This window comes from Pseudolysobacter antarcticus (assembly GCF_004168365.1).
Lineage (GTDB): Bacteria > Pseudomonadota > Gammaproteobacteria > Xanthomonadales > Rhodanobacteraceae > Pseudolysobacter > Pseudolysobacter antarcticus.
The window spans coordinates 3,180,548-3,200,637 of record NZ_CP035704.1 but is presented as its reverse complement, the minus strand read 5'-3'; the positions used below and the strand labels follow the sequence as shown (position 1 = coordinate 3,200,637).

The window sequence follows — 20,090 nt, the reverse complement described above, 5'->3', positions numbered from 1 at the left end:
GTTTTCTTCGATGCATTCAATAATTGTGAACTACCGCTTGTGGTTGCATGGCGCGGCATCGCGAATACTGTTGTTGGCAATTGCCGTGCTGACGTTTTTTGTCGGGCCGGCAGCTGCGTTCGAGGCTGAGGATATGCTCAGACGCAATACCAGCATCGATGGCAACGGCACGCCGTATCGTGTGCTTTTGCCCGATAGTCAGCAGCGCGCAAAGCCGCTGCCGTTGATCGTATTCCTCAATGGCAGCGGACAGATCGGCAGCGACAACGAGGCGCAGGTCACGCAAAACACCGGCAGCTTGTTCGCCAACTTCCTGAGCCCGGAGCATCTCGCGCGCCAGCCGATTTTTCTGGTCGCACCGCAAAGTCGGACCGACCGCTGGAATCCGGACGAAATCATCGAGGTCGTGGCGAAAGTGCGAGCCGAATTCGACATCGATGCGGATCGCATTTATCTGACTGGACTCTCCACCGGCGGCTCGGCGGTGTGGGATACATTAAAGGCGTACCCCGATATTTTTGCCGCCGGTGTGCCGATCAGCAGCGGCAGCGCCTTTGAAGGACTTGATCGCATCGTGCATATCCCGTTGTGGATTTTTCACGGCATCAATGATCACGCCACCGATCGACGTTACGGCGACGGCGGCGGCCGTTTCGGTCCGCGCTGGCTGGTCACCGCGTTGCTCGATCTGGGCGGGCATCCGGGCTACACCGAGTACGACGACGATGGTCACAATATCTGGGATCGCGTCTACGCCGACGAGCGTCTGTTCCCGTGGCTGATCGCGCAGCATCGCCCGCATATTACGCCCGCACAATCGGTGAAAACGTTACAATAAGCGCTTTTCAGCAACGTCGGCAGCTGCAGCGCATCAGCGCGAACGGCGCATCATCCAGGAGCACTCATGGATTTCCGTTACACAGAAGACCAGCTTTCGATCCAGTCCGTCGCGCGCGATTTTGCGCAGAAACGCATTGCGCCCGTCGCCGCCGATTTCGACGCATCCGGCGAGTTTCCGCTGGAGAATATCCGCGAGATGGGCCAGCTCGGCCTGATGGGGATCGAGGTGCCGACCGAATACGGTGGCGCGGGTATGGATCCGATCGCCTATGTGCTGGCGATGATCGAGATCGCCGCGGCCGATGGCGCGCATTCGGTGATCATGTCGGTCAACAATTCGCTGTATTGCAACGGCATCCTGAAGTTCGGCAGCGAGGCGCAAAAGCAGAAATACGTGCGCGCGATCGCCGAAGGCAAGGACATTGGCGCGTTTGCGCTGACCGAACCGCAGTCCGGTTCGGATGCCACGGCGATGCGTTGCCGTGCGGTCAAGCAGGCCGACGGCAGCTTTATCATCAATGGCAAAAAGAGCTGGATCACCTCCGGCCCCGTCGCGAAATATATCGTGCTGTTTGCGATGAGTGATCCGGCCAAGGGCGCAAAAGGCGTCACCGCATTTTTGGTCGACACCGCCAAGGCCGGGTTTCACTGCGGCAAGACCGAGCCCAAGCTCGGCATCCGCGCGTCGGCCACGTGCGAAATCGAATTCACCGATTACCACGCCAGCGCTGATGAAGTGTTGGGCGCCGAAGGCGAGGGGTTCAAGATCGCGATGGGTGTGCTCGATGCAGGCCGTATCGGCATCGCTTCGCAAGCAATCGGCATCGCGCGCGCGGCGTACGAGGCGACCCTGGATTACGTGAAGGAGCGCAAGGCCTTTGGTGTGCCGATCGGCTCGTTCCAGATGACCCAGTCGAAGATCGCCGACATGAAATGCAAGCTCGAAGCATCGACCTTGCTGACACTCCGTGCGGCGTTCGCCAAGGGCGAGACGGAAAAAAACGGCGGTCGTTTCGGCACCGAGGCGGCATGCGCCAAATTGGTTTCATCCGAGGCTGCGATGTGGATCACGCATCAGGCGGTGCAGATCCATGGCGGCATGGGTTATTCCAAGGAAATGCCGCTGGAGCGTTATTTCCGCGATGCCAAGATCACCGAAATCTACGAAGGCACCAGCGAAATCCAGCGCCTTGTAATCGCGCGCAATGAAACCGGTTTGCGTTGAGATAAGTCGATATGCATGCCGCTAGCGCTGGTCGGATCGACAGCGGCATCGCTTCTCACGCTGAATGTGGCTCGAACGAATCGACTGCATTCAGCGTTTTTGTCAGGGCCGCGGCGTAGATTCCGGTCATACGCTGGCGGTATCCTTGGCACCCTTCAAATTACCCGCTTGCCTGGGAAATCATGAGCACAAAATCGATCGATACCACGACCTCCGCGATGCGCGTCGAGGTGGTACTTGAACTGCTGAAAACACGCCTGAGCGCGCCGCGTTTCGCTGAAGCGCAGATTTTTGTCACGCAGTTTTTCAAGCGCATCCCGCAGGAAGATGTCGCGGCACGCACGCCGAACGACTGGGCTGCGCTGGTGCTGGGTCTGCTGGATTTCTTGCGCGTGCGCAAGACCGGCCAGCCGAGTATCCGTGTATTCAATCCGAGCATGGACGAGCAAGGCTGGACTTGCCCGCATACCGTGATCGAAATCGTCACCGACGACATGCCGTTCCTGGTCGATTCGGTCAGCATGGCGATCACCCAGGCTGAGCGCAGCACGCATGGGGTGATCCATCCGCTGTTTGCGATCGAGCGTGATCCGGGCGGTCATGTGCTCGCGCTGTCGGCGGAAGGCACGGGCCGTGGCCAGCTCGAATCGGTGATGCATTTCGAGGTCGATCGCAGCGCCGAACCCGAGACGTTGGTCAAGCTCAAGAACAACGCATTGGCCGCGCTCGAAGATGTGCGCGCGTGTGTGACCGATTGGAAATCGATCCGCGACAAGATGCTCGCGATCGTCGAGGATTTCGGCAAGCGCAAACCCGGCATCGAAACGGCGCATCCCGAAGAAGGCCAGGAATTTTTGCGCTGGCTCACGCAGGATCATTTCACTTTTCTCGGTTACCGCGAATATGCGGTGACCAAACAGGGCGACGACGAGGTTTTATGCGCGGTGCCGGGTTCCGGTCTCGGTATTCTGCGCGGCGCCGAACGTTCGGTGGCACCGCGTTCGGTCAAGACCATGGCCGCGCGACACATGCCGCAATCCGGTGCATCGGACGCGATCATCCTGACCAAGACCAACGCGCGTTCCAGCGTGCATCGCCCGGGCTACATGGACTACATCGGCGTGCTCGGTTTTGATGGCGCTGGCATTGCCGTGACCGAGCAGCGTTTCCTCGGCCTTTACACGTCTGGCGCGTATGCGCAGGCGCCGTGGCAGGTGCCATTGATGCGTGGCAAATACGAGGCGGTGATGGCGCGTTCGGGCCTGCGTCGCGATTCGCATTCGGGCAAGTCGCTGCGCCACATCATCGAAACCTTGCCGCACGACGAACTGTTCCAGTCCAGCGAAGAAGAATTGTTCGACACCGCGATGGGAATCCTCGCGTTGTCCGAGCGACCACGCACGCGATTATTCGTGCGTCGCGACAAGTACGGACGGTTTTTCTCGTGTCTGGTATTCATCCCGCGTGACCGTTTTTCGAGTGATGTGCGCGAGCGTATCGAAAATCTGCTGAAGCGCACCTTCCACGGCGAACGCATCGATTCGGCGATCCAGATCGGCGAGTCCGCACTCGCACGCTTGCACCTGATCATCCGCCCGAAACCAGGCGATCAGCCGCAATATGAAACCGCCGACCTCGAAGCGCGCATCGCGCAAATCGTGCGCAATTGGCACGACGATCTGCGCGATCAGCTTGTGCAAAAACATGGCGAAGAAAAAGGCCTGAAACTCGCCAATCGTTATGGCCGCGCGTTGCCCGCGGGTTACATCGAGGAAGTCACCGCGCATATCGCCGCCGCTGATGTCGAGACCGCCGCGAGTCTTTCCGGCAGCGAGGATATTCGTCTGTCGTTGTATCGCTCGCGCAAGAAAGGCGATGCGCTGCGCTTCAAGTTGTTCCGCTGCGGCGCGCCGATCACATTGTCGGATGCGCTGCCGATGATGGAAAACATGGGCCTGAAAATCCTCTCCGAACATCCGTACGAAATGCTCGTCGGCGAGTCGCGCATCACCATCCAGGATTTCGAAGTGCAGACCGCGTTGCGTCAGGAGATTGATCTCGACCAAGTGCGCGATGCATTCCAGAATGCGTTCGAAAGAATCTGGCGCGGCCAAGCCGAGAACGACGGTTTCAATCGCCTGATCCTCAATGCGCAAATGGATTGGCGTCAGGTGTCGGTGTTGCGCAGCTATTGCAAATATCTGCTGCAAACCGGTGTGCCGTTCTCGCAAACCTATATGGAAGAAACGCTGTCGAGTTATCCGCTGATTGCCGGATTGCTGGTGGAGTTGTTCGAGGCGAAGTTCGACCCGCAGCGCGAAAACATCAGCAAGACCGCGCTCGAGTATGCGAAAAAGCGCCTAACCAGCGAGCTCAAGACGCTGCTCGATCCCGACGTTGCCAAGACCACGCCGGCGTTTGTCGATTCGCTGCTGAACCTGCGCAGCGAACCGCGTCAGGCGCAGACCGAAACCATCGTCGCCGCGATCAAGGTATTGCTCGATCGTGTCGCCAGCCTCGATGAAGATCGCATCCTGCGCAGTTATCTCGGCGTCATCAACGCCACCTTGCGCACCAATTATTATCAGCCGACGAACGGCAAGCCGAAGGAATACATCAGCTACAAGTTCGATCCGGCGCGTGTGCCGGATTTGCCGAAACCCAAACCGTATCGCGAAATTTTTGTCTATGCGCCGCGTGTTGAGGGTGTGCATCTGCGCTTCGGCCCGGTCGCGCGCGGCGGCTTGCGCTGGTCGGATCGGCGCGAGGATTTCCGCACCGAAGTGCTCGGTCTGGTCAAGGCGCAGATGGTAAAGAACACGGTCATCGTGCCGGTCGGATCGAAGGGCGGATTTTTCGTCAAACGTCCGCCGGTCGGCGGCGATCGTGATGCGCAACTGGCCGAAGGCATCGCCTGCTATCGCCTGTTCATCAACGGCCTGCTCGACATCACCGACAACATCGTCGAAGGCAAGATCGTGCATCCGCAGAATGTCGTACGCCACGACGATGACGATCCGTATCTGGTCGTCGCCGCTGACAAGGGCACCGCGACGTTTTCGGATATCGCCAACGCGATTTCCGCTGAACACGGTTACTGGCTCAGCGATGCGTTTGCCTCGGGTGGCTCGGTCGGTTACGACCACAAGGGCATGGGCATCACCGCGAAAGGCGGCTGGGAATCGGTCAAGCGCCACTTCCGCGCGCTCGGTCGCGATTGCCAGACCGAAGATTTTACTTGCGTCGGGGTCGGCGACATGTCCGGCGATGTGTTCGGCAACGGCATGCTGTTGTCGAAACATACACGCCTGCTCGCGGCGTTCGATCACCGCCATATTTTTCTCGATCCGGCTCCCGATGCGGCAAAATCCTTCATCGAGCGTGAGCGCATGTTCAAGCTGCCGCGATCGAGCTGGGCCGATTACGATGCGTCACTGATTTCCGACGGCGGCGGCATTTATCCGCGCAGCGCCAAGACCATTCCGCTCTCGCCGCAAGTGCGGCAAGCACTGGGCATCGCCGCCGATGTGTCGGCGTTGCCGCCGAACGATTTGTTGCGTGCGATTTTGCAGGCGCCGATCGATCTGTTGTGGAACGGCGGCATCGGCACCTACGTCAAGGCCGAGAGTGAAACCAACGCCGATGCCGGTGATCGCGCGAATAATGCGATCCGCTTGAACGGTCGCGAACTGCGCTGCAAGATCATAGGCGAAGGCGGCAATCTCGGCATGACTCAACGCGGTCGCATCGAGGCTGCGCTGCAGGCCGGCGTACTGCTCAACACCGACTTCATCGACAACTCGGCCGGCGTCGATACCTCGGATCACGAGGTCAACATCAAGATCCTGCTCAACGACGCCGTGGCGCGCGGTGAGCTGACTTTGCCGGCGCGCAACGTGCAACTCGCGGCGATGACCGACGAAGTCGAACGCCTGGTGTTGCTCGACAACTATCGCCAGAACCAGGCGATCAGCCTGATGGAGCGCATGTCGGTTTCGCGCATCGGTGCGAAGCAGCATTTCATACGCACGTTGGAGGCCGAAGGTCTGCTCGATCGGCAAATCGAATTCCTGCCGAGCGATACCGAAATCGCCGAACGGCGTGCGCGTGGACTCGGTTTGACGCGCCCGGAACTGGCGATTCTGCTGTCGTATTCGAAGATTGTACTGTTCCAGCAATTGCTGGATTCCGATGTGCCGGAAGATGCATATCTGTCGAAGGAATTACGCCGCTATTTCCCGGAGCCACTGCAGAAAAAGTACGCCGAGCACATGGAGCGGCATCGCCTGAAGCGCGAGATCATCGCCACCGCGGTGACCAATTCGATGGTCAATCGCATGGGTGCGACGTTTGTGCTGCGCATGGGCGAAGACACCGGCAAGACGCCAGCGCAAGTGGCGCGCGCGTTCAATATTGCGCGTGAAGTATTCGATGCGCGCGAGATGTGGGCCGGCATCGAGGCACTCGATGGCAAGATCAACGATCATGCGCAGATCGATGCGCTGCTGGTGGTCTGGGCGGCCCTGCGCAACTCGACGCGCTGGTTGCTCAATCATTCCGAAGCGACACTCGATATCGCCGCGGCGGTGACACGCTACCATCCGGGTATGCGCGAATTGCGCCTGCATTTGGCCGAGTCGATTACGCCACGTGAGCGCAGCCGTTTTGATGCTGACAAACAACGCTGGATCGAGTCGGGATTTCCCGATGCGCTGGCTGCCGATTTCGCCGTGCTGCGCACGCCGGGATCGGGTCTGGACATCATCCATGTCGCCGCCGAGCATGACCTCAAAGTCGAGCGCGCCGCAGAAGTATACTTTGCGTTGGGCGAGGCGCTGCACTTGTCGTGGCTCATGGGCAAGATCGAGGAGTTGCCGGTCGAGTCGCGTTGGCACGCGCATGCACGCGGTTCGCTACGCGACGAACTTTACACCCAGCATCGCGCCTTGACCGCGCAGGTGCTGGAGCAGGGCGATGACGGCAATGGCGATGAAATCGTCGACGCCTGGCTCAACCGCGATGATCCTGCGCTCAAATACACGCTCGGCATGTTCGCCGACATGCGCACGCAAGTGGTGACGGATTACCCGATCGTATCGGTGGCGGTGCGCCGCCTCGCGCAGCTCGTGCAGGCCGGCGCACGCCCGGTCTGATCGATACATTGGAACCTTGCGCGGACGATGTTCGCGCAAGGTTTTCTGCCGTCGCGAGACGGCTCGTGCTAGCGTATAGTCATTCGACTATTGCGCGTTGCAATCGCACGCGCATGCACCTTTTTCCAAGCGACGGATGGGACTGCGAGTGACCGATCAGCGTATCGCTTTTGTCGCCAGCAATACCGAGGAAGCGCAAGCGGCGCTGCTCGAAATGCGGCGACGTTATGAAGACGTGCCGCTGGCGCAGGCAAGCGTGATTGTTGCCCTCGGCGGCGATGGTTTCATGCTGCGCGCATTGCATCGCAACCTCGAATTCGGCGTGCCGGTGTACGGCATGAAACTCGGTGCGGTCGGTTTTTTGATGAACCAGTATCAGCCCGAAAACTTGCTGGCGCGCTTGGAAAATGCGCAGGCGGCAATTCTGCGGCCACTCTTGATGCGCACGCTTACTGAGGCCGGCACGAGCATGAGTTCGCTGGCGTTCAACGAGGTTTCGCTGTTGCGCCAGACCAAACAGGCGGCGCATATCCGAGTTTCGCTGAATGGCATCGTCAAGCTGCCCGAGCTGGTTTGCGATGGCATTCTGGTTTCGACACCCGCCGGCAGCACGGCTTACAATCTGTCTGCGCATGGCCCGATTCTGCCGCTGGATTCCAACGTTCTCGCACTGACACCGATCAGCCCGTTCCGCCCACGACGCTGGCGTGGTGCGATTCTGCGCGCCGAAACCGTAGTCAAATTCGAAGTGCTCGATCCGTACAAGCGTCCCGTCAGCGCCACCGCGGATTCGAGCGAAGCGCGCGACGTGGTCGAAATCACCGTGCGCGCCGCGGTCGATCAAAACGTGACGTTGCTGTTTGATCCCGAGCACAATCTCGAAGATCGCATTCTCAACGAACAGTTCGAGCTTTAGTTATCGCGCGATCCCTCGTCACGGACGACGCCAAATCATTCACTCCAATCCTGACGCGAAAAAATCTTCGATGAAATCACAGCAACTTTCTGGCGGAAAAATCCTGCTGGCGATCACGATGTTCATGCTGGCATCGCATGTCCACGCAGCACTCTCGCCACTCGCACAAGCCAAGGTGCATCCACGGGTTTTGCAAGCCATGCTGCGTCACGACGCAGCCATCGAAACACTGGTGCAATTTACTGCGACGGCGAATGCAGCATTGCTCGATCCGAATCAGAGTTACCTCGCGCGGCGACGTGCCTGGGTGGCGATGTTACAAAGTACAGCGCAGGAGAATCAGGCTTCTTTACGCGCGTGGCTGGACAGTCGGCACATTGAATATCGCGCGTTCTGGATTACCAATACGATCTGGTTACGCGCCGACGCAACCACGCTAGAAGCGCTGGCCGATCGTGCCGATGTGGCCGCGTTGAACCCGAATCCCGAGTTCGCCAATCGCCTGCCACAACAGCAGCAGACTGTCGTATCGTCCGAGTCACCGGACTTTGTCGAAACGGTTGAGTGGGGTGTCGGCAAGATCAACGCGCCATCGGTATGGGCGGCGGGCATTACCGGGCAGAGCGTGGTGATTGCGGGCGAAGACACCGGTTATCGCTGGGACCACAACGCGCTCAAGGCCAAATATCGTGGCTGGGATGGCACAACGGCAAACCACAACTACAACTGGCACGATGCCATTCATGTCGTCAACGCAAGCTGCGCAGCCGATTCGCCAGCACCGTGCGATGACAATGGTCACGGCACGCACACCGTCGGCACGATGATCGGCGACGATGGCGCGGGCAATCAAACGGGTGTTGCCCCGGGCGCACGATGGATCGGCTGCCGCAATATGGATGCCGGCGTCGGCACGCCAGCGCGCTATATCGAATGCATGCAATGGATGATCGCGCCGACCGATTCGAACGGGCAAAATCCGCAGCCGGATCTGGCGCCGGATGTGATCAGCAACTCGTGGGGATGCGACGCTTCGGAAGGCTGCAATACCGGCCAGGAACTGGTCGGTGCGGTCAACAATGTCGTCGCTGCCGGAATCTTTTTTGCCGCGGCGGCCGGCAACGATGGCAGTGCCAGCAGCGGCGGTTGTGCCACGATTTTCGATGCTCCAGCGATTTACGACAGCGCGTTCGTGGTGGCTTCCAGTATCCAGACAGAAACTTCGGCAAATGCGATTTCGGGCTTTTCCAGTCGCGGTCCGGTGGCGGGCGCGGCGCGTGTTTTGCCGGATGCGGCCGCACCCGGTTCCAGCGTGCGATCCTCCTACAGCACGTCGGTCAGCACGTATGCGACATTGAGCGGCACGAGCATGGCAACGCCGCACGTTGCTGGGGCCGCTGCGTTGCTGATCGCGACCAATCCGGCGTTGAAGGGCCATCCTGATCAGGTTGCAAACCTGCTGCGTTCGACTGCCGTGCATATCAATGCTGGAACGCAAAGTTGTGGCGGTATTGCAGCGACTACGTTCCCGAATCCGGTGCAAGGATCTGGCCGTATAGACGTTTATGCGGCTTTCAAGGTTGCCGAAAAGATTTTCAATGACGGCTTCGGTAGTGATGTCAACAATTGAATCCACGCATACGTTCTTGATGACTTGCGCAATGCGTAAAAACCAGTATGTCGTATTGGTCGATCATGCAACCTGATAACGTGTCGATTGCGCTGAGTAGCGAAAATACCGGCGATCAGGCGTCTGACGATTTGAGTCAGAAGCTGATCGTCGCGATTTCCTCGCGCGCGTTGTTCGACCTCAGCGCCAGCCATGAACTGTTCGAACGCGAGGGTCTGGAAGCTTACGCGCGCGATCAGCGTCAGCGCGAGGACGAATTGCTCGCGCCGGGCATTGCGTTTCCGCTCGTGCAAAAACTGCTGCGCCTGAACCAACTGGCCCCGGCCATGCCGCGCGTCGAAGTGATTCTGTTGTCGCGCAACTCCAGCGATACCGGCCTGCGCATCTTCAATGCGATCGAACATTATGGTCTGGAAATCACGCGCGCCGCGTTCACCAACGGTGCACCGACCCATCCGTACGCGCAGCCGTTTGGCGCGAATCTTTTCCTGTCCTCGAATGCCGAGGACGTGGCGCAGGCGCTGCATGCCGGCGTTGCTGCAGCGACCATCCTGCCGTCGAAAGCGCCGCAAACCCACTCCGATCAATTGCGTATCGCGTTCGATGGTGATGCAGTAATTTTTGGTGACGAGTCCGAGCGTGTTTCGTTCGAGCAAGGTCTCGAAGCGTTTAGCCGTTACGAAAACGAAAATGCCGCATTGCCGTTGCCGGTCGGGCCGTTTCGTGAATTCCTGATCGCGATGCATCGTATTCAGTCGGCGTTTCCGCTGGAAGATTCGCCGATCCGCACGGCGCTGGTCACGGCGCGTTCGGCGCCTGCGCACAAACGTGTGATCCTGACTTTACGTGAATGGGGGGTGCGACTGGACGAGGCACTGTTTCTCGGCGGTCGCGAAAAAGGTCCGTTCCTGCAGGCGTTCGGTGCGGATATTTTTTTCGACGATTCGCACGCCAACGTCGAATCCGCGCGCCAGCACGTCGCCACCGGACATGTGCCGCACGGCGTGCGCAACAACTCGTCGAAATGAATTTGCCAATTCTTCATAGTCCGCCAGCATGAATATGCGAGTCGAAGATTTCATCATTGTCACCGAGGTCGATCACGGCCCGGCGTTTGTCGAGCAGATTTTTCAGCGCCGCTACAAACAGACTGCACCGGATTTTCCGCATCATATCGTCGCGTTCTGGCGTCGCGATGACGGCGCTTTTGTGCCGCTGTGTTATGCGCATTTCAGCAATGCTGGCGAGATCTTGCTCGGCGGTGGTGCGTGTACGGATGATCGCGTCTTGCGGCGTTTGAGTGCAGCGCAGCGCGATGCATTGCGAACTGTCGGCGGCGTGTACCAGCACACACTTGACTACGCGGTAAAACATTTTGCACCGCGTTATGACGCCATTTTCGGTTATTGCGGCGATGGCCTGGCCGAGCGTGTCGATTTGGCGGTGGGTTTCAGCAAGACCGAACACAAGCATTTGCTGGTTTACTGGACCCGCGAACTTGCGCCTGATCGGCGGGCAGAACTGCTGGCGCAGGCAAACGTCGTCGGGCCGTTTTGATCGCGCGACTTATCGCGAATTCATTTGCCTGCGCGAGTGCGCGGAAATTTTCCGTCTCGCCGCAGATGATCAAGTTCCCGCGTGCAACAAGTCGTTGAGTTCGTCCGGCGATTTCCAATGGTAACCGCAGATGTAGCGCGGCAGATTCCAGCGATCGCTGTCGAAAGTAATCGGCGTGGCGCCGTCGCCGAATGCTGCGAGCATGCCGTGTTCGGCTTGATGATTCGGCAGATAATCGCTGCGCAGATAATCGCTGACATGACTGAACGGATAACAGAACAGACTGCAACGTTGCGGCGCGATCACGCCATCGATGTAGCGAGCCGCCGCGGTAATTTCCGCATCGGCGCGGGCATGATTGTTCACGTCGAGAAACGATCCACGCGGCATGCCATACGGCCCGTTGCCGCTGAGCTCCGGATGATTGTGATCCCAGCTGTGGTTCTCGATCGACATCAGCCCGGACGTCTGCGCCGAGCGCCACCAGTTGCTGCGTAACGCATCGCGCCCGAACAGGCAGCGCTGATCCATTTCACGGCGGGCAGCGGGCGAGGCGATTACGAAGCTGGTCAGATGCAGATCGGGTTGCGCGGCGAAACCGCGCTCGCGACGGAAATCCAGCAGCGTATTGAAGAAGCTGCGCTGCCGACCGTGCGGCGGATAATCGAGATCGAAATAATCGTAGTCGCTGCCATCGTCGCAAGTGAGAGCGACACAATGATCCAGATCGCGTGCGGCAAGTCCGAGTAGTTGCTGCACGACCCAGCTCAGCGGCACGATGCGCAGGCCGGCATCGCTGATCAGACGCAAGTCGACTGCAAGCGCGACATGGTCGTTTCCGACGTAAGCATCACCGGCAACATTCACGCCGTGATAGGTGAGTACGGGCACACGCATGGTCGGCCGAGTTCGAAAAAACAATAGCAATTATAGAGAAACTGTCGTCGCTGCGGCCATCAATTGAAAAATCGCCAGCACGCGCAAACAGATTGCAGCGGTTTGCAAATTCAGCACGCACCGTTGCATCGAGAAATATCCGACTAAAAACCCCCGGGTACGCAAGCCAAAATGAACCGATGAGGAATCTATCGGCGTGACGCAAGGCCGCGTCCCGGCTAAACTATTGCGCTTCCCTTCACTCATCCGAGCATGCCGCCATGGCCGATTCCGGTCGCCTCAATCTCAATCCCGTCGACCTCTACGATATCCGTTCTATGCTCAGCGATGACGAACGCATGGTGCAGGATACCGTGGCGCGCTTCACCGACGAGCGGGTGTTGCCGATCATCGGCGATTGCTTCGACAAGGGCGTGTTCCCGCTCGATCTGATTCCCGAAATTGCCGAACTCGGTCTGCTCGGTTCGTCGTTGCCAAGCCAGTACGGCGGCGCGGAAATGAACGCGGTGAGTTACGGCCTGATTTGTCAGGAACTTGAGCGCGGCGATTCCGGCATCCGCAGCTTTGTTTCGGTGCAATCCTCGTTGTGCATGTATCCGATTTTTGCTTACGGCTCGGAAGAACAGCGTGTGCGCTGGTTGCCGCAGATGGCGCAGGGCAAGGTGATCGGTTGCTTCGGCCTGACCGAACCGCACGGTGGCTCCGATCCGGCGAACATGAAAACGCATGCGAAAAAAGACGGCGATGACTGGATCATCAACGGCGCCAAGATGTGGATTACCAACGGCGGCCTTGCGCACATCGCGATCGTCTGGGCGCGTACCGATGATGGCATTCAAGGCTTCATCGTCGAGCGCGGCATGAAGGGTTTTGCGACACGCGACATCCATCGCAAAATGTCGCTGCGTGCATCGGTCACGTCCGAACTTTTCTTCGACAACGTGCGTGTGCCAGACGCCAACCGCCTGCCCAATGTCAAAGGTTTGAAAGGCCCGCTCGGCTGTCTCACGCAGGCGCGTTACGGCATCACCTGGGGGCCGATCGGCGCGGCCATCGCCTGCCTCACCGAAGCATCGGAATATGCCAAAACGCGCATCCTGTTCAACAAGCCGATCGGTGCCACGCAAGCGGTGCAACTCAAACTCGCCGACATGGCGCGACGCATCACGCTCGCGCAATTGCTGGTGCTGCAACTTGGCCGTCTGAAAGATGCCGGCAAGATGCAGCCGACGCAGGTATCGCTGGCGAAGTGGAACAACTGTCGCATGGCGATCGACATCGCCCGCGAGGCACGCGATATTCTCGGTGCCGCCGGCATCACCACCGAATTCTGTCCGATCCGCCATGGCCTGAATCTCGAATCCGTGATCACTTACGAAGGCACTGAAACCGTGCATCAGCTTGTGGTCGGGCGCGAAATTACCGGTATCAATGCATTCTGATTTTGTGGCGAATGATCGCGCGGTAATTCTTGCCGCGCAGATTTGGTAACGCGTATTGCTCGGAGAATGGCGTGCCGCAAGCGATGAAATATGTCGGGTTGTTCGTGCTGATGCTGGTCGCAGTGCTGCTCGGATTATTCGCGTTCGATCGTTACAAAACGGCGCAGGTTGCGGGCAGTCCGGCGATGAATGAAAACACGCCGGAGAGTTTGGCGCGCGCCGCGATGATCCGCGACGATTTTGTACGCGCCAGCGGCAGCGCCAAAGTGGCGTTCACCGAATACATGCTGAGCAACGGCAAACCACCGATCAGCAATGCCGATGTCGGTTTGTCGGCGCCGACGGAATATCACGGTCAAAGCCTGGTGCGCATGGATCTGCTCAGTGATCGTCTGGTGCTGACCTACGATGCTAAATCCGGTGTGGCCAATGGCCGGATCGAACTGATCGCCGATGTCACACGCGTCAATACGATGGGCATCAGTTGGCAGTGCATCAGCCCGAGTTTCAAGGATATCGAGCGTATTCTCCCGGGCTGCCGTTATAGCGCCGACGGCGCGATCACCGCGCCATAATTTCTGCCACTTGGTGCGCGCGGAGTTTGTGCCGCCGCATCGATCAACCCAGGTTACCCCGATCATGTCCGTATCCGCCGCACCGATTTCTGCCCGCGCCAAGAACGTCAACCGCGCCGAAGTTGTCGATCAGAATTTCAGCGAATTTGTCAGGAATTACGAAGGTCCGGTATCGCCGCGTCCGGCGCTGGTCGATCCGATCCTACCCGACAGTTTGTGCACGACGCAGGATTTTCTCGCGCTGTTTCAGTCGCAGTTGAACTCGCGGCATCTCGATTTGATGGCGCGCGTTTTGCGCGTTCAGAACAAGGTGTTCTATACCATCGGCAGCTCGGGCCACGAAGGCAATGCGATGGTTGCGCGGCTCACGCGCCACACCGATCCGGCTTTCCTGCATTACCGATCCGGCGGTTTCATGGCCGAGCGTTTTCGCAAATTGCCAGGCATGGATCCGATCATGGATTCGGCCTTGAGTTTTGCCGCGAGCAAGGACGATCCGGCCTCGGGCGGCCGGCACAAAGTGTGGGGTTCAAAACCGTTGTGGGTGTTGCCGCAGACATCGACGATCGCCTCGCATCTGCCGAAGGCGCTAGGTACTGCGCTGGCGATCGCGCAGGGCAAACGCATCCAGCACAAATTGCCGATTCCCGACGACAGCATCGTGGTGTGCTCGTTCGGCGATGCCTCGGCCAATCATTCCACCGCGCAAGGCGCGTTCAACGCGGCACAGTGGGCGGCCTATCAGCAGTTGCCAGCACCGGTGTTGTTTGTGTGCGAGGACAACGGCATCGGCATCTCGACCAAGACGCCAAGCGGCTGGATCGGCAACTCGTTCCGCCATCGCAACGATCTCGCTTATTTCTACGCTAACGGCCTCGATCTGGCTGAAGGTTACGAGCAGGTTGCGCGCGCCGTGCATCACTGCCGCACCACGCGCAAGCCGACTTTCCTGCATCTGCGCACGGCCCGTTTGATGGGTCATGCCGGCACGGATTTTGAAGTCGAATATCGCGCGCTCGAAGAATTGCTTGCCGCCGAAGCCCAGGATCCGCTGCTGCGTTCCGCCGAGATTGCACTCGCATCCGGCCTGTTCGACAAGACCACCTTGCTGGCTTTGTACGAGGCGACGCGCGTGCGTTGCATGGCCGCCGCGGAGAACGCCGACAAACGCATCAAGCTCACCTCGCTCGCTGAAATCATCGAGCCGCTGGCGCCGTATCACGCCGAAAAAGTAACGGCCGAAGCGAAACGCGCAGATTACGCGGAAAGGCGTCTGGAGATTTTCGGCAGCGCAGAAAAGCTGCCCGAGAAACAGCCACCTAAACATTTGGCCATCCAGATCAATAACGCGCTGTTCGACATCTTCTGCAAATATCCCGAGACGCTGCTGTTCGGTGAAGACGTCGCTGCGAAGGGCGGCGTATACACGGTGACGAAAGGTTTGCACAAGGCATTCAAGAGCGGGCGAGTGTTCAATACCTTGCTCGACGAGCAGACCATTCTCGGCATGGCGCAGGGTTACGCCAATATGGGCATGTTGCCGATTCCGGAGATCCAGTACCTCGCGTATTTCCACAACGCCTGCGACCAGATTCGTGGCGAGGCGTGCTCGCTGCAGTTTTTCTCGAACGGCCAGTATCGCAATCCGATAGTGTTGCGCATGGCCTCGCTCGGTTATCAGAAAGGATTCGGCGGACATTTCCACAACGACAATTCGATCACCGCCTTGCGCGATATTCCGGGCCTGATCGTTGCCTGTCCGTCGCGCGGCGATGATGCCGCGAGCATGCTGCGCACCCTGATGGCACTGGCGAAAGTCGATGGCCGTGTGTGTGCTTTTCTCGAACCGATCGCGTTGTACATGACCAAGGATCTGTACGAAGCGGGTGACGGGCAATGGCTGTTCGCGTATCCGCCGCTCGATCAGGCAATGACACTTGGCGAAGGTCGTGTCTATCACGAAGACGCCACGGATTTGCTGATCATCACCTTCGGTAACGGCGTGCCAATGAGCCTGCGCGCCGCGCGTGCGCTCGAAACGCAGCACAAGATCAAAATACGCGTGCTCGATCTGCGTTGGCTGCAACCGCTGAATGCGGAGTTCATCGGCAAGCATGCCGGCGAGTGCCAACGCATCCTGATCGTCGACGAAGGCCGGCGCAGCGCCGGCGTCGGCGAGGGCATCATCACCGCGATCGTCGAAGCGGGTTTCGGCAAAAAACCAATTGCGCGCGTGGTCGGCGAAGACACCTACACGCCGCTCGCCGGCGCCGCGACGCTGGTATTGCCATCCGATCAAAGCGTGATCGACGGCGCGCTGGCCTTGCTCAAATCCTGAGTCGCCGCGCCCGGCGAATATTCTGAATCCACTGCGCAACCGGAGATCATCATGCAAGCACTCGTCTACGAGAAATTCGGCAATCCGAAAGAAGTCCTGGCATTGCGCGAGTTGCCGGTGCCCGAGCCGAAAGCCGGCGAGGTGCTGCTGAAACTGATCAAGTCGCCGATTCATTATCACGACATCGCGATCATTCGCGGCGCCTACGGTTATCGTCCGCCGTTGCCGGCGATTCCGGGTTCGGAAGGTGTTGCACGTATCGAGAAACTCGGCGAAGGCGTGAGCGGATTTCAGCACGGTCAGCGCGTTGCGGTTTCGTTTGCGTCGAATGTCTGGGCCGAATATTTCACTGCTTCGGCTGCGATGGTAGTGCCGTTGCCCGATGCCGTTTCCGACGATGCCGCGTGCCAACTGTTTGCGATGCCGCTGAGCGCAATCCTGCTGATGCAGGAAATGCGTTTGCAGTCCGGCGACTGGATCGTGCAGAGCGCGGCGAATGGCACGGTGGGCCGCATCATCATCCAGCTCGCGCGCGCGCAAGGCATCAATGTGATCAATCTCGTGCGTCGTGCCGAGGGCATCGCGGAGCTTCAAGCCATCGGCGCCGAACACGTATTTTCCAGCGACGACGAAGGTTGGGCGCGCAAGGCGCGCGAAGTGACGGGTCGCAGCCCGGTGATTCGTGCGATCGACTCGGTTGGCGGCACGACATCGCTGCAACTGCTCGGCATACTCGGCAAGGATGCGCAGCTGATCTCGTTCGGATCTATGTCGGGCCAACCGATGCAGATCGATTCGGGCAAGCTGATTTTCGCCAATATCCAGATCCGCGGTTTCTGGGGCGGCGCGTTGTTCGATGCATCGAGTGCCGATGCCAAACGTGCATTGATCGCCGAGGCGGTAACGCTGGTGGCGAACAAGCAACTCGATTTGCCACTCGAAGGCGAATATCCGATGAACGAAATCCAGGCTGCGCTCACGCATATCGCGCGTCCCGGCAAGGTTGGAAAAATCGCCTTGGGCGCGATCGTTTGAGTTTGCGCGGTCGGTCGTGAAAGATTTTGTAGCCAGCTCAGCCTGATTTTGACGTGCTGGCTGCGAGCAAGATGTTTCTAAAAGCCTTGCCAGTAACCTATCATTGCTGCCGATGACCATCACTCACGCCAGCACGATCCTGTTCGCCGATGTCAGCGGCAGCACGCGCTTGTTCGAGCAGCGCGGCGATGTCGCGGCTCGGCGCATTATCGCGAGTGTGCTGGCCGCATTGAGCGAGGTCGTTACGACTCACGGCGGTCGTGTTATCAAGACCATCGGTGACGAGATCATGGTGGTTTTCCCCGGCGCCATTCAAGGCTTGCTGGCTGCGGTCGACATGCACCGTCGCGTCGATGAGGATGTCGAATTCCGTCGTGACAATCTCGCCATCCGTATCGGCCTGCATCACGGCGATACCTTGGTTGAGGACGGCGATGTCTACGGCGATGCAGTGAATGTCGCGGCGCGCATGACCGCGCTGGCCAAGCGCCAGCAGATCGTCACCACCGCGAGCACGCTGAAGTCATTGACCAGTGTGGCGATGTTGCAAACACGTTCGCTGGGGCAGGCGCGCGTCGCCGGCAAGCAGCAGCCGATCGAGATCGTCGATGTGTTGTGGCAGAACACCACATCGCATTTGACGATGGTGCAACGGGTGATCGGCAGTGAAGATGCCGGGCCGCCGCGCAACCGTTTGTTGATGCGTTATCGCGGTCGTGTAGTCGAACTCGACGAAGCATCCGAACCCTTCACGCTGGGCCGCGACGCGAGCAACGATCTCGTGATCGAGGCCGACTGGATATCGCGCAACCACGCCATGATCGAATACAAGCGCGGCCATTTCATGCTGTCGGATCGCTCGACCAACGGCACGTATGTCAAGCTCGGCGACGATGACGAATTGCATCTGCATCGCGACGAATTTCATCTGCGCCGCACCGGCACGATCAGTCTCGGGCAGACGCTCACGCTGAATCAGGAACACGTTTTGTATTTTCAGTGCAGCGAAGTTTGAGTCCTACCGCTCGCAGCGCAAGCGGTGGTCTGCGGCGCATGAAAAAATCTAACTCGACTCGAACCCGCTCTTGAATATCGCATCGTAATTCGTCGGCGGCAGATCCGTGCCCTGGAAAATCCCGAGCGGCGTGTAACCGCTGTAACCCGGAAAAACGTAATACACGTTCGGGTTGGCGAGGCGGCGGATGATCGCTTCGGATAGCACCTGGCGATAGTCGGTGCTGACGTTGAGATCCGCTCCTTCGAACAACTGGTTGGATCCGTCGGGATTGGTGCCGAGCCCCGGAAACGTGCCGTAAGTCTGGCCGCCGTTCACCGCTGCGCCCATCGCCAGCATCACCGTGCCGTAGCCGTGATCGGTGCCGCCCGAGGCATTTTCCAGAACGCGGCGGCCGAATTCGCTGACCGTGACCACGCTGGTGTGCTGCATGTAATTGCCGTTGCTGTCGCCGGCGAGATCGCTGTAGAACGCATTCAAACCTTCGGACAAGGTCTGCACCTGATTGCCGAAATAATCGTAGCTGTTAACCGGCGAGCCCTGCTCGTTGTGCGTATCCCATCCGCCGAGATCGAGCGTGACGATGCGCAAACCGACACTTTTCTTGATCAGTTGCGCGATGTTCTGCAGCTGACTGCCGAACCCTGTGCCGGGATAAACAACGCTGCCGGAGGGTTTGTAGCCGCCGGTATTACTGGCCGAATAAGTCGAGAAATTCACCGTGCGAAATTGCGCCAATGCCTCCAGCGTGCTGATGCCGGCAGCCGCAATCGGCAGCGCGCTCGATTGCCATAACGACGGCAACACCTGCACCAGTCCGTTGACGCCGACGACGGTATCGGTGTCGTTGGAATTCCACGGCCAGTTGCCCTGATCGAGACGGAAATCCGAACCCGAATTCATCGTGATTGTTTCGTTGCTGCCGAGCAGGCTGCTGGCAGTGATGCTGCCCATGCTGATCGAGGGCACCGGCACATTTGTCGGCAGGCCAGCGCTGCCGAGATGGCGTGTGAGCCAGCCGAGCCCGCTGCCACTGCCGCCACCGAGTCCGGCTTCGAGATTCGATTGCGCCTCGAAATGGCTGCGGATTACCGGCTGCGGTTGTTTTTGTCCGGCACCAAGCACGATCGCAAGATGACCTTGCCCATACAAGGTGTTCAAACCCGTGGCGCGTGGATGCAGATTCCATTGCCCGCTCGCGATCGACAAACCCGCGCCAGTGCCGGTGAGCGGCACGCGCGTCGCCACGCGGGCGGTCTCGTAAGCGGCACGATTGGAATTGCTGGCACCCGGCGATACCAAGCTCAACGCATCCATCGCGCCGCGCAAAAACACCACAACCAAGGTGTCTTGCGAGGCTGCGCTGGTGTTGTTGAGCACGGCGTAACTTTTTGTGCCGGCTGTCAGCAAGGCCGCGGCACTGCAACCCTTGAGAAAACCGCGACGATCAATCTGGATGTTCGACAT

Annotated in this window: 14 protein-coding genes; 12 read left to right on the top strand and 2 right to left on the bottom strand. The window is 59.1% G+C overall.

Annotation, left to right across the window (positions count from 1 at the left end):
- Positions 1–25: 25 nt before the first annotated feature.
- The 7 genes from ELE36_RS13665 (at position 26) to ELE36_RS13635 (ending at position 11,321) form a co-directional block, all read left to right on the top strand.
- On the top strand, positions 26–838 hold the full coding sequence (locus ELE36_RS13665; protein ID WP_165371613.1) for a carboxylesterase family protein: 813 nt from the start codon (positions 26–28) through the stop codon (positions 836–838).
- A gap of 66 nt (positions 839–904) precedes the next feature.
- Positions 905–2,065 carry an acyl-CoA dehydrogenase family protein gene (locus ELE36_RS13660; protein ID WP_129834195.1) on the top strand — a complete coding sequence of 387 codons (1,161 nt, stop codon included), beginning with the start codon at positions 905–907 and terminating at the stop codon, positions 2,063–2,065.
- A 182-nt stretch (positions 2,066–2,247) separates the two neighbouring features.
- The gene (locus tag ELE36_RS13655; RefSeq protein WP_277987051.1) at positions 2,248–7,218 is read left to right on the top strand and encodes an NAD-glutamate dehydrogenase; all 4,971 of its coding nucleotides are present in this window, start codon (positions 2,248–2,250) and stop codon (positions 7,216–7,218) included.
- 136 nt (positions 7,219–7,354) lie between these two features.
- Positions 7,355–8,134: an NAD kinase gene (locus ELE36_RS13650; RefSeq protein ID WP_129834193.1), complete on the top strand. Its 780-nt coding sequence runs from the start codon at positions 7,355–7,357 to the stop codon at positions 8,132–8,134.
- A 70-nt stretch (positions 8,135–8,204) separates the two neighbouring features.
- On the top strand, positions 8,205–9,764 hold the full coding sequence (locus ELE36_RS13645; protein WP_129834191.1) for a S8 family serine peptidase: 1,560 nt from the start codon (positions 8,205–8,207) through the stop codon (positions 9,762–9,764).
- A gap of 65 nt (positions 9,765–9,829) precedes the next feature.
- Entirely contained in the window at positions 9,830–10,792 is a 963-nt protein-coding gene (locus ELE36_RS13640; RefSeq protein ID WP_129834189.1) for a 5'-nucleotidase, read from the top strand.
- A gap of 28 nt (positions 10,793–10,820) precedes the next feature.
- Positions 10,821–11,321, top strand: coding sequence for a hypothetical protein (locus tag ELE36_RS13635; protein ID WP_129834187.1), 501 nt, complete (start codon positions 10,821–10,823; stop codon positions 11,319–11,321).
- Positions 11,322–11,390: 69 nt separating this feature from the next.
- Here ELE36_RS13635 and ELE36_RS13630 read toward each other — a convergent pair whose 3' ends face one another.
- Positions 11,391–12,218: a polysaccharide deacetylase family protein gene (locus ELE36_RS13630; protein WP_129834185.1), complete on the bottom strand. Its 828-nt coding sequence runs from the start codon at positions 12,216–12,218 to the stop codon at positions 11,391–11,393.
- A 260-nt stretch (positions 12,219–12,478) separates the two neighbouring features.
- On the opposite strand from ELE36_RS13630, the gene ELE36_RS13625 reads away from it, so the two are divergent.
- The 5 genes from ELE36_RS13625 (at position 12,479) to ELE36_RS13605 (ending at position 18,623) form a co-directional block, all read left to right on the top strand.
- Positions 12,479–13,660, top strand: coding sequence for an acyl-CoA dehydrogenase family protein (locus ELE36_RS13625; protein WP_129834183.1), 1,182 nt, complete (start codon positions 12,479–12,481; stop codon positions 13,658–13,660).
- Positions 13,661–13,731: 71 nt separating this feature from the next.
- Positions 13,732–14,235: a pilin gene (locus tag ELE36_RS13620; protein WP_129834181.1), complete on the top strand. Its 504-nt coding sequence runs from the start codon at positions 13,732–13,734 to the stop codon at positions 14,233–14,235.
- Positions 14,236–14,299: 64 nt separating this feature from the next.
- Entirely contained in the window at positions 14,300–16,573 is a 2,274-nt protein-coding gene (locus tag ELE36_RS13615) for a thiamine pyrophosphate-dependent enzyme (RefSeq protein ID WP_129834179.1), read from the top strand.
- A gap of 51 nt (positions 16,574–16,624) precedes the next feature.
- A complete protein-coding gene (locus tag ELE36_RS13610; RefSeq protein ID WP_129834177.1) occupies positions 16,625–17,608 on the top strand; it encodes a zinc-binding dehydrogenase in 984 nt (327 codons plus the stop codon).
- Positions 17,609–17,720: 112 nt separating this feature from the next.
- Positions 17,721–18,623: an adenylate/guanylate cyclase domain-containing protein gene (locus tag ELE36_RS13605; RefSeq protein ID WP_129834175.1), complete on the top strand. Its 903-nt coding sequence runs from the start codon at positions 17,721–17,723 to the stop codon at positions 18,621–18,623.
- A gap of 48 nt (positions 18,624–18,671) precedes the next feature.
- Here ELE36_RS13605 and ELE36_RS13600 read toward each other — a convergent pair whose 3' ends face one another.
- Positions 18,672–20,090: a DUF1501 domain-containing protein gene (locus tag ELE36_RS13600; protein WP_129836876.1), complete on the bottom strand. Its 1,419-nt coding sequence runs from the start codon at positions 20,088–20,090 to the stop codon at positions 18,672–18,674.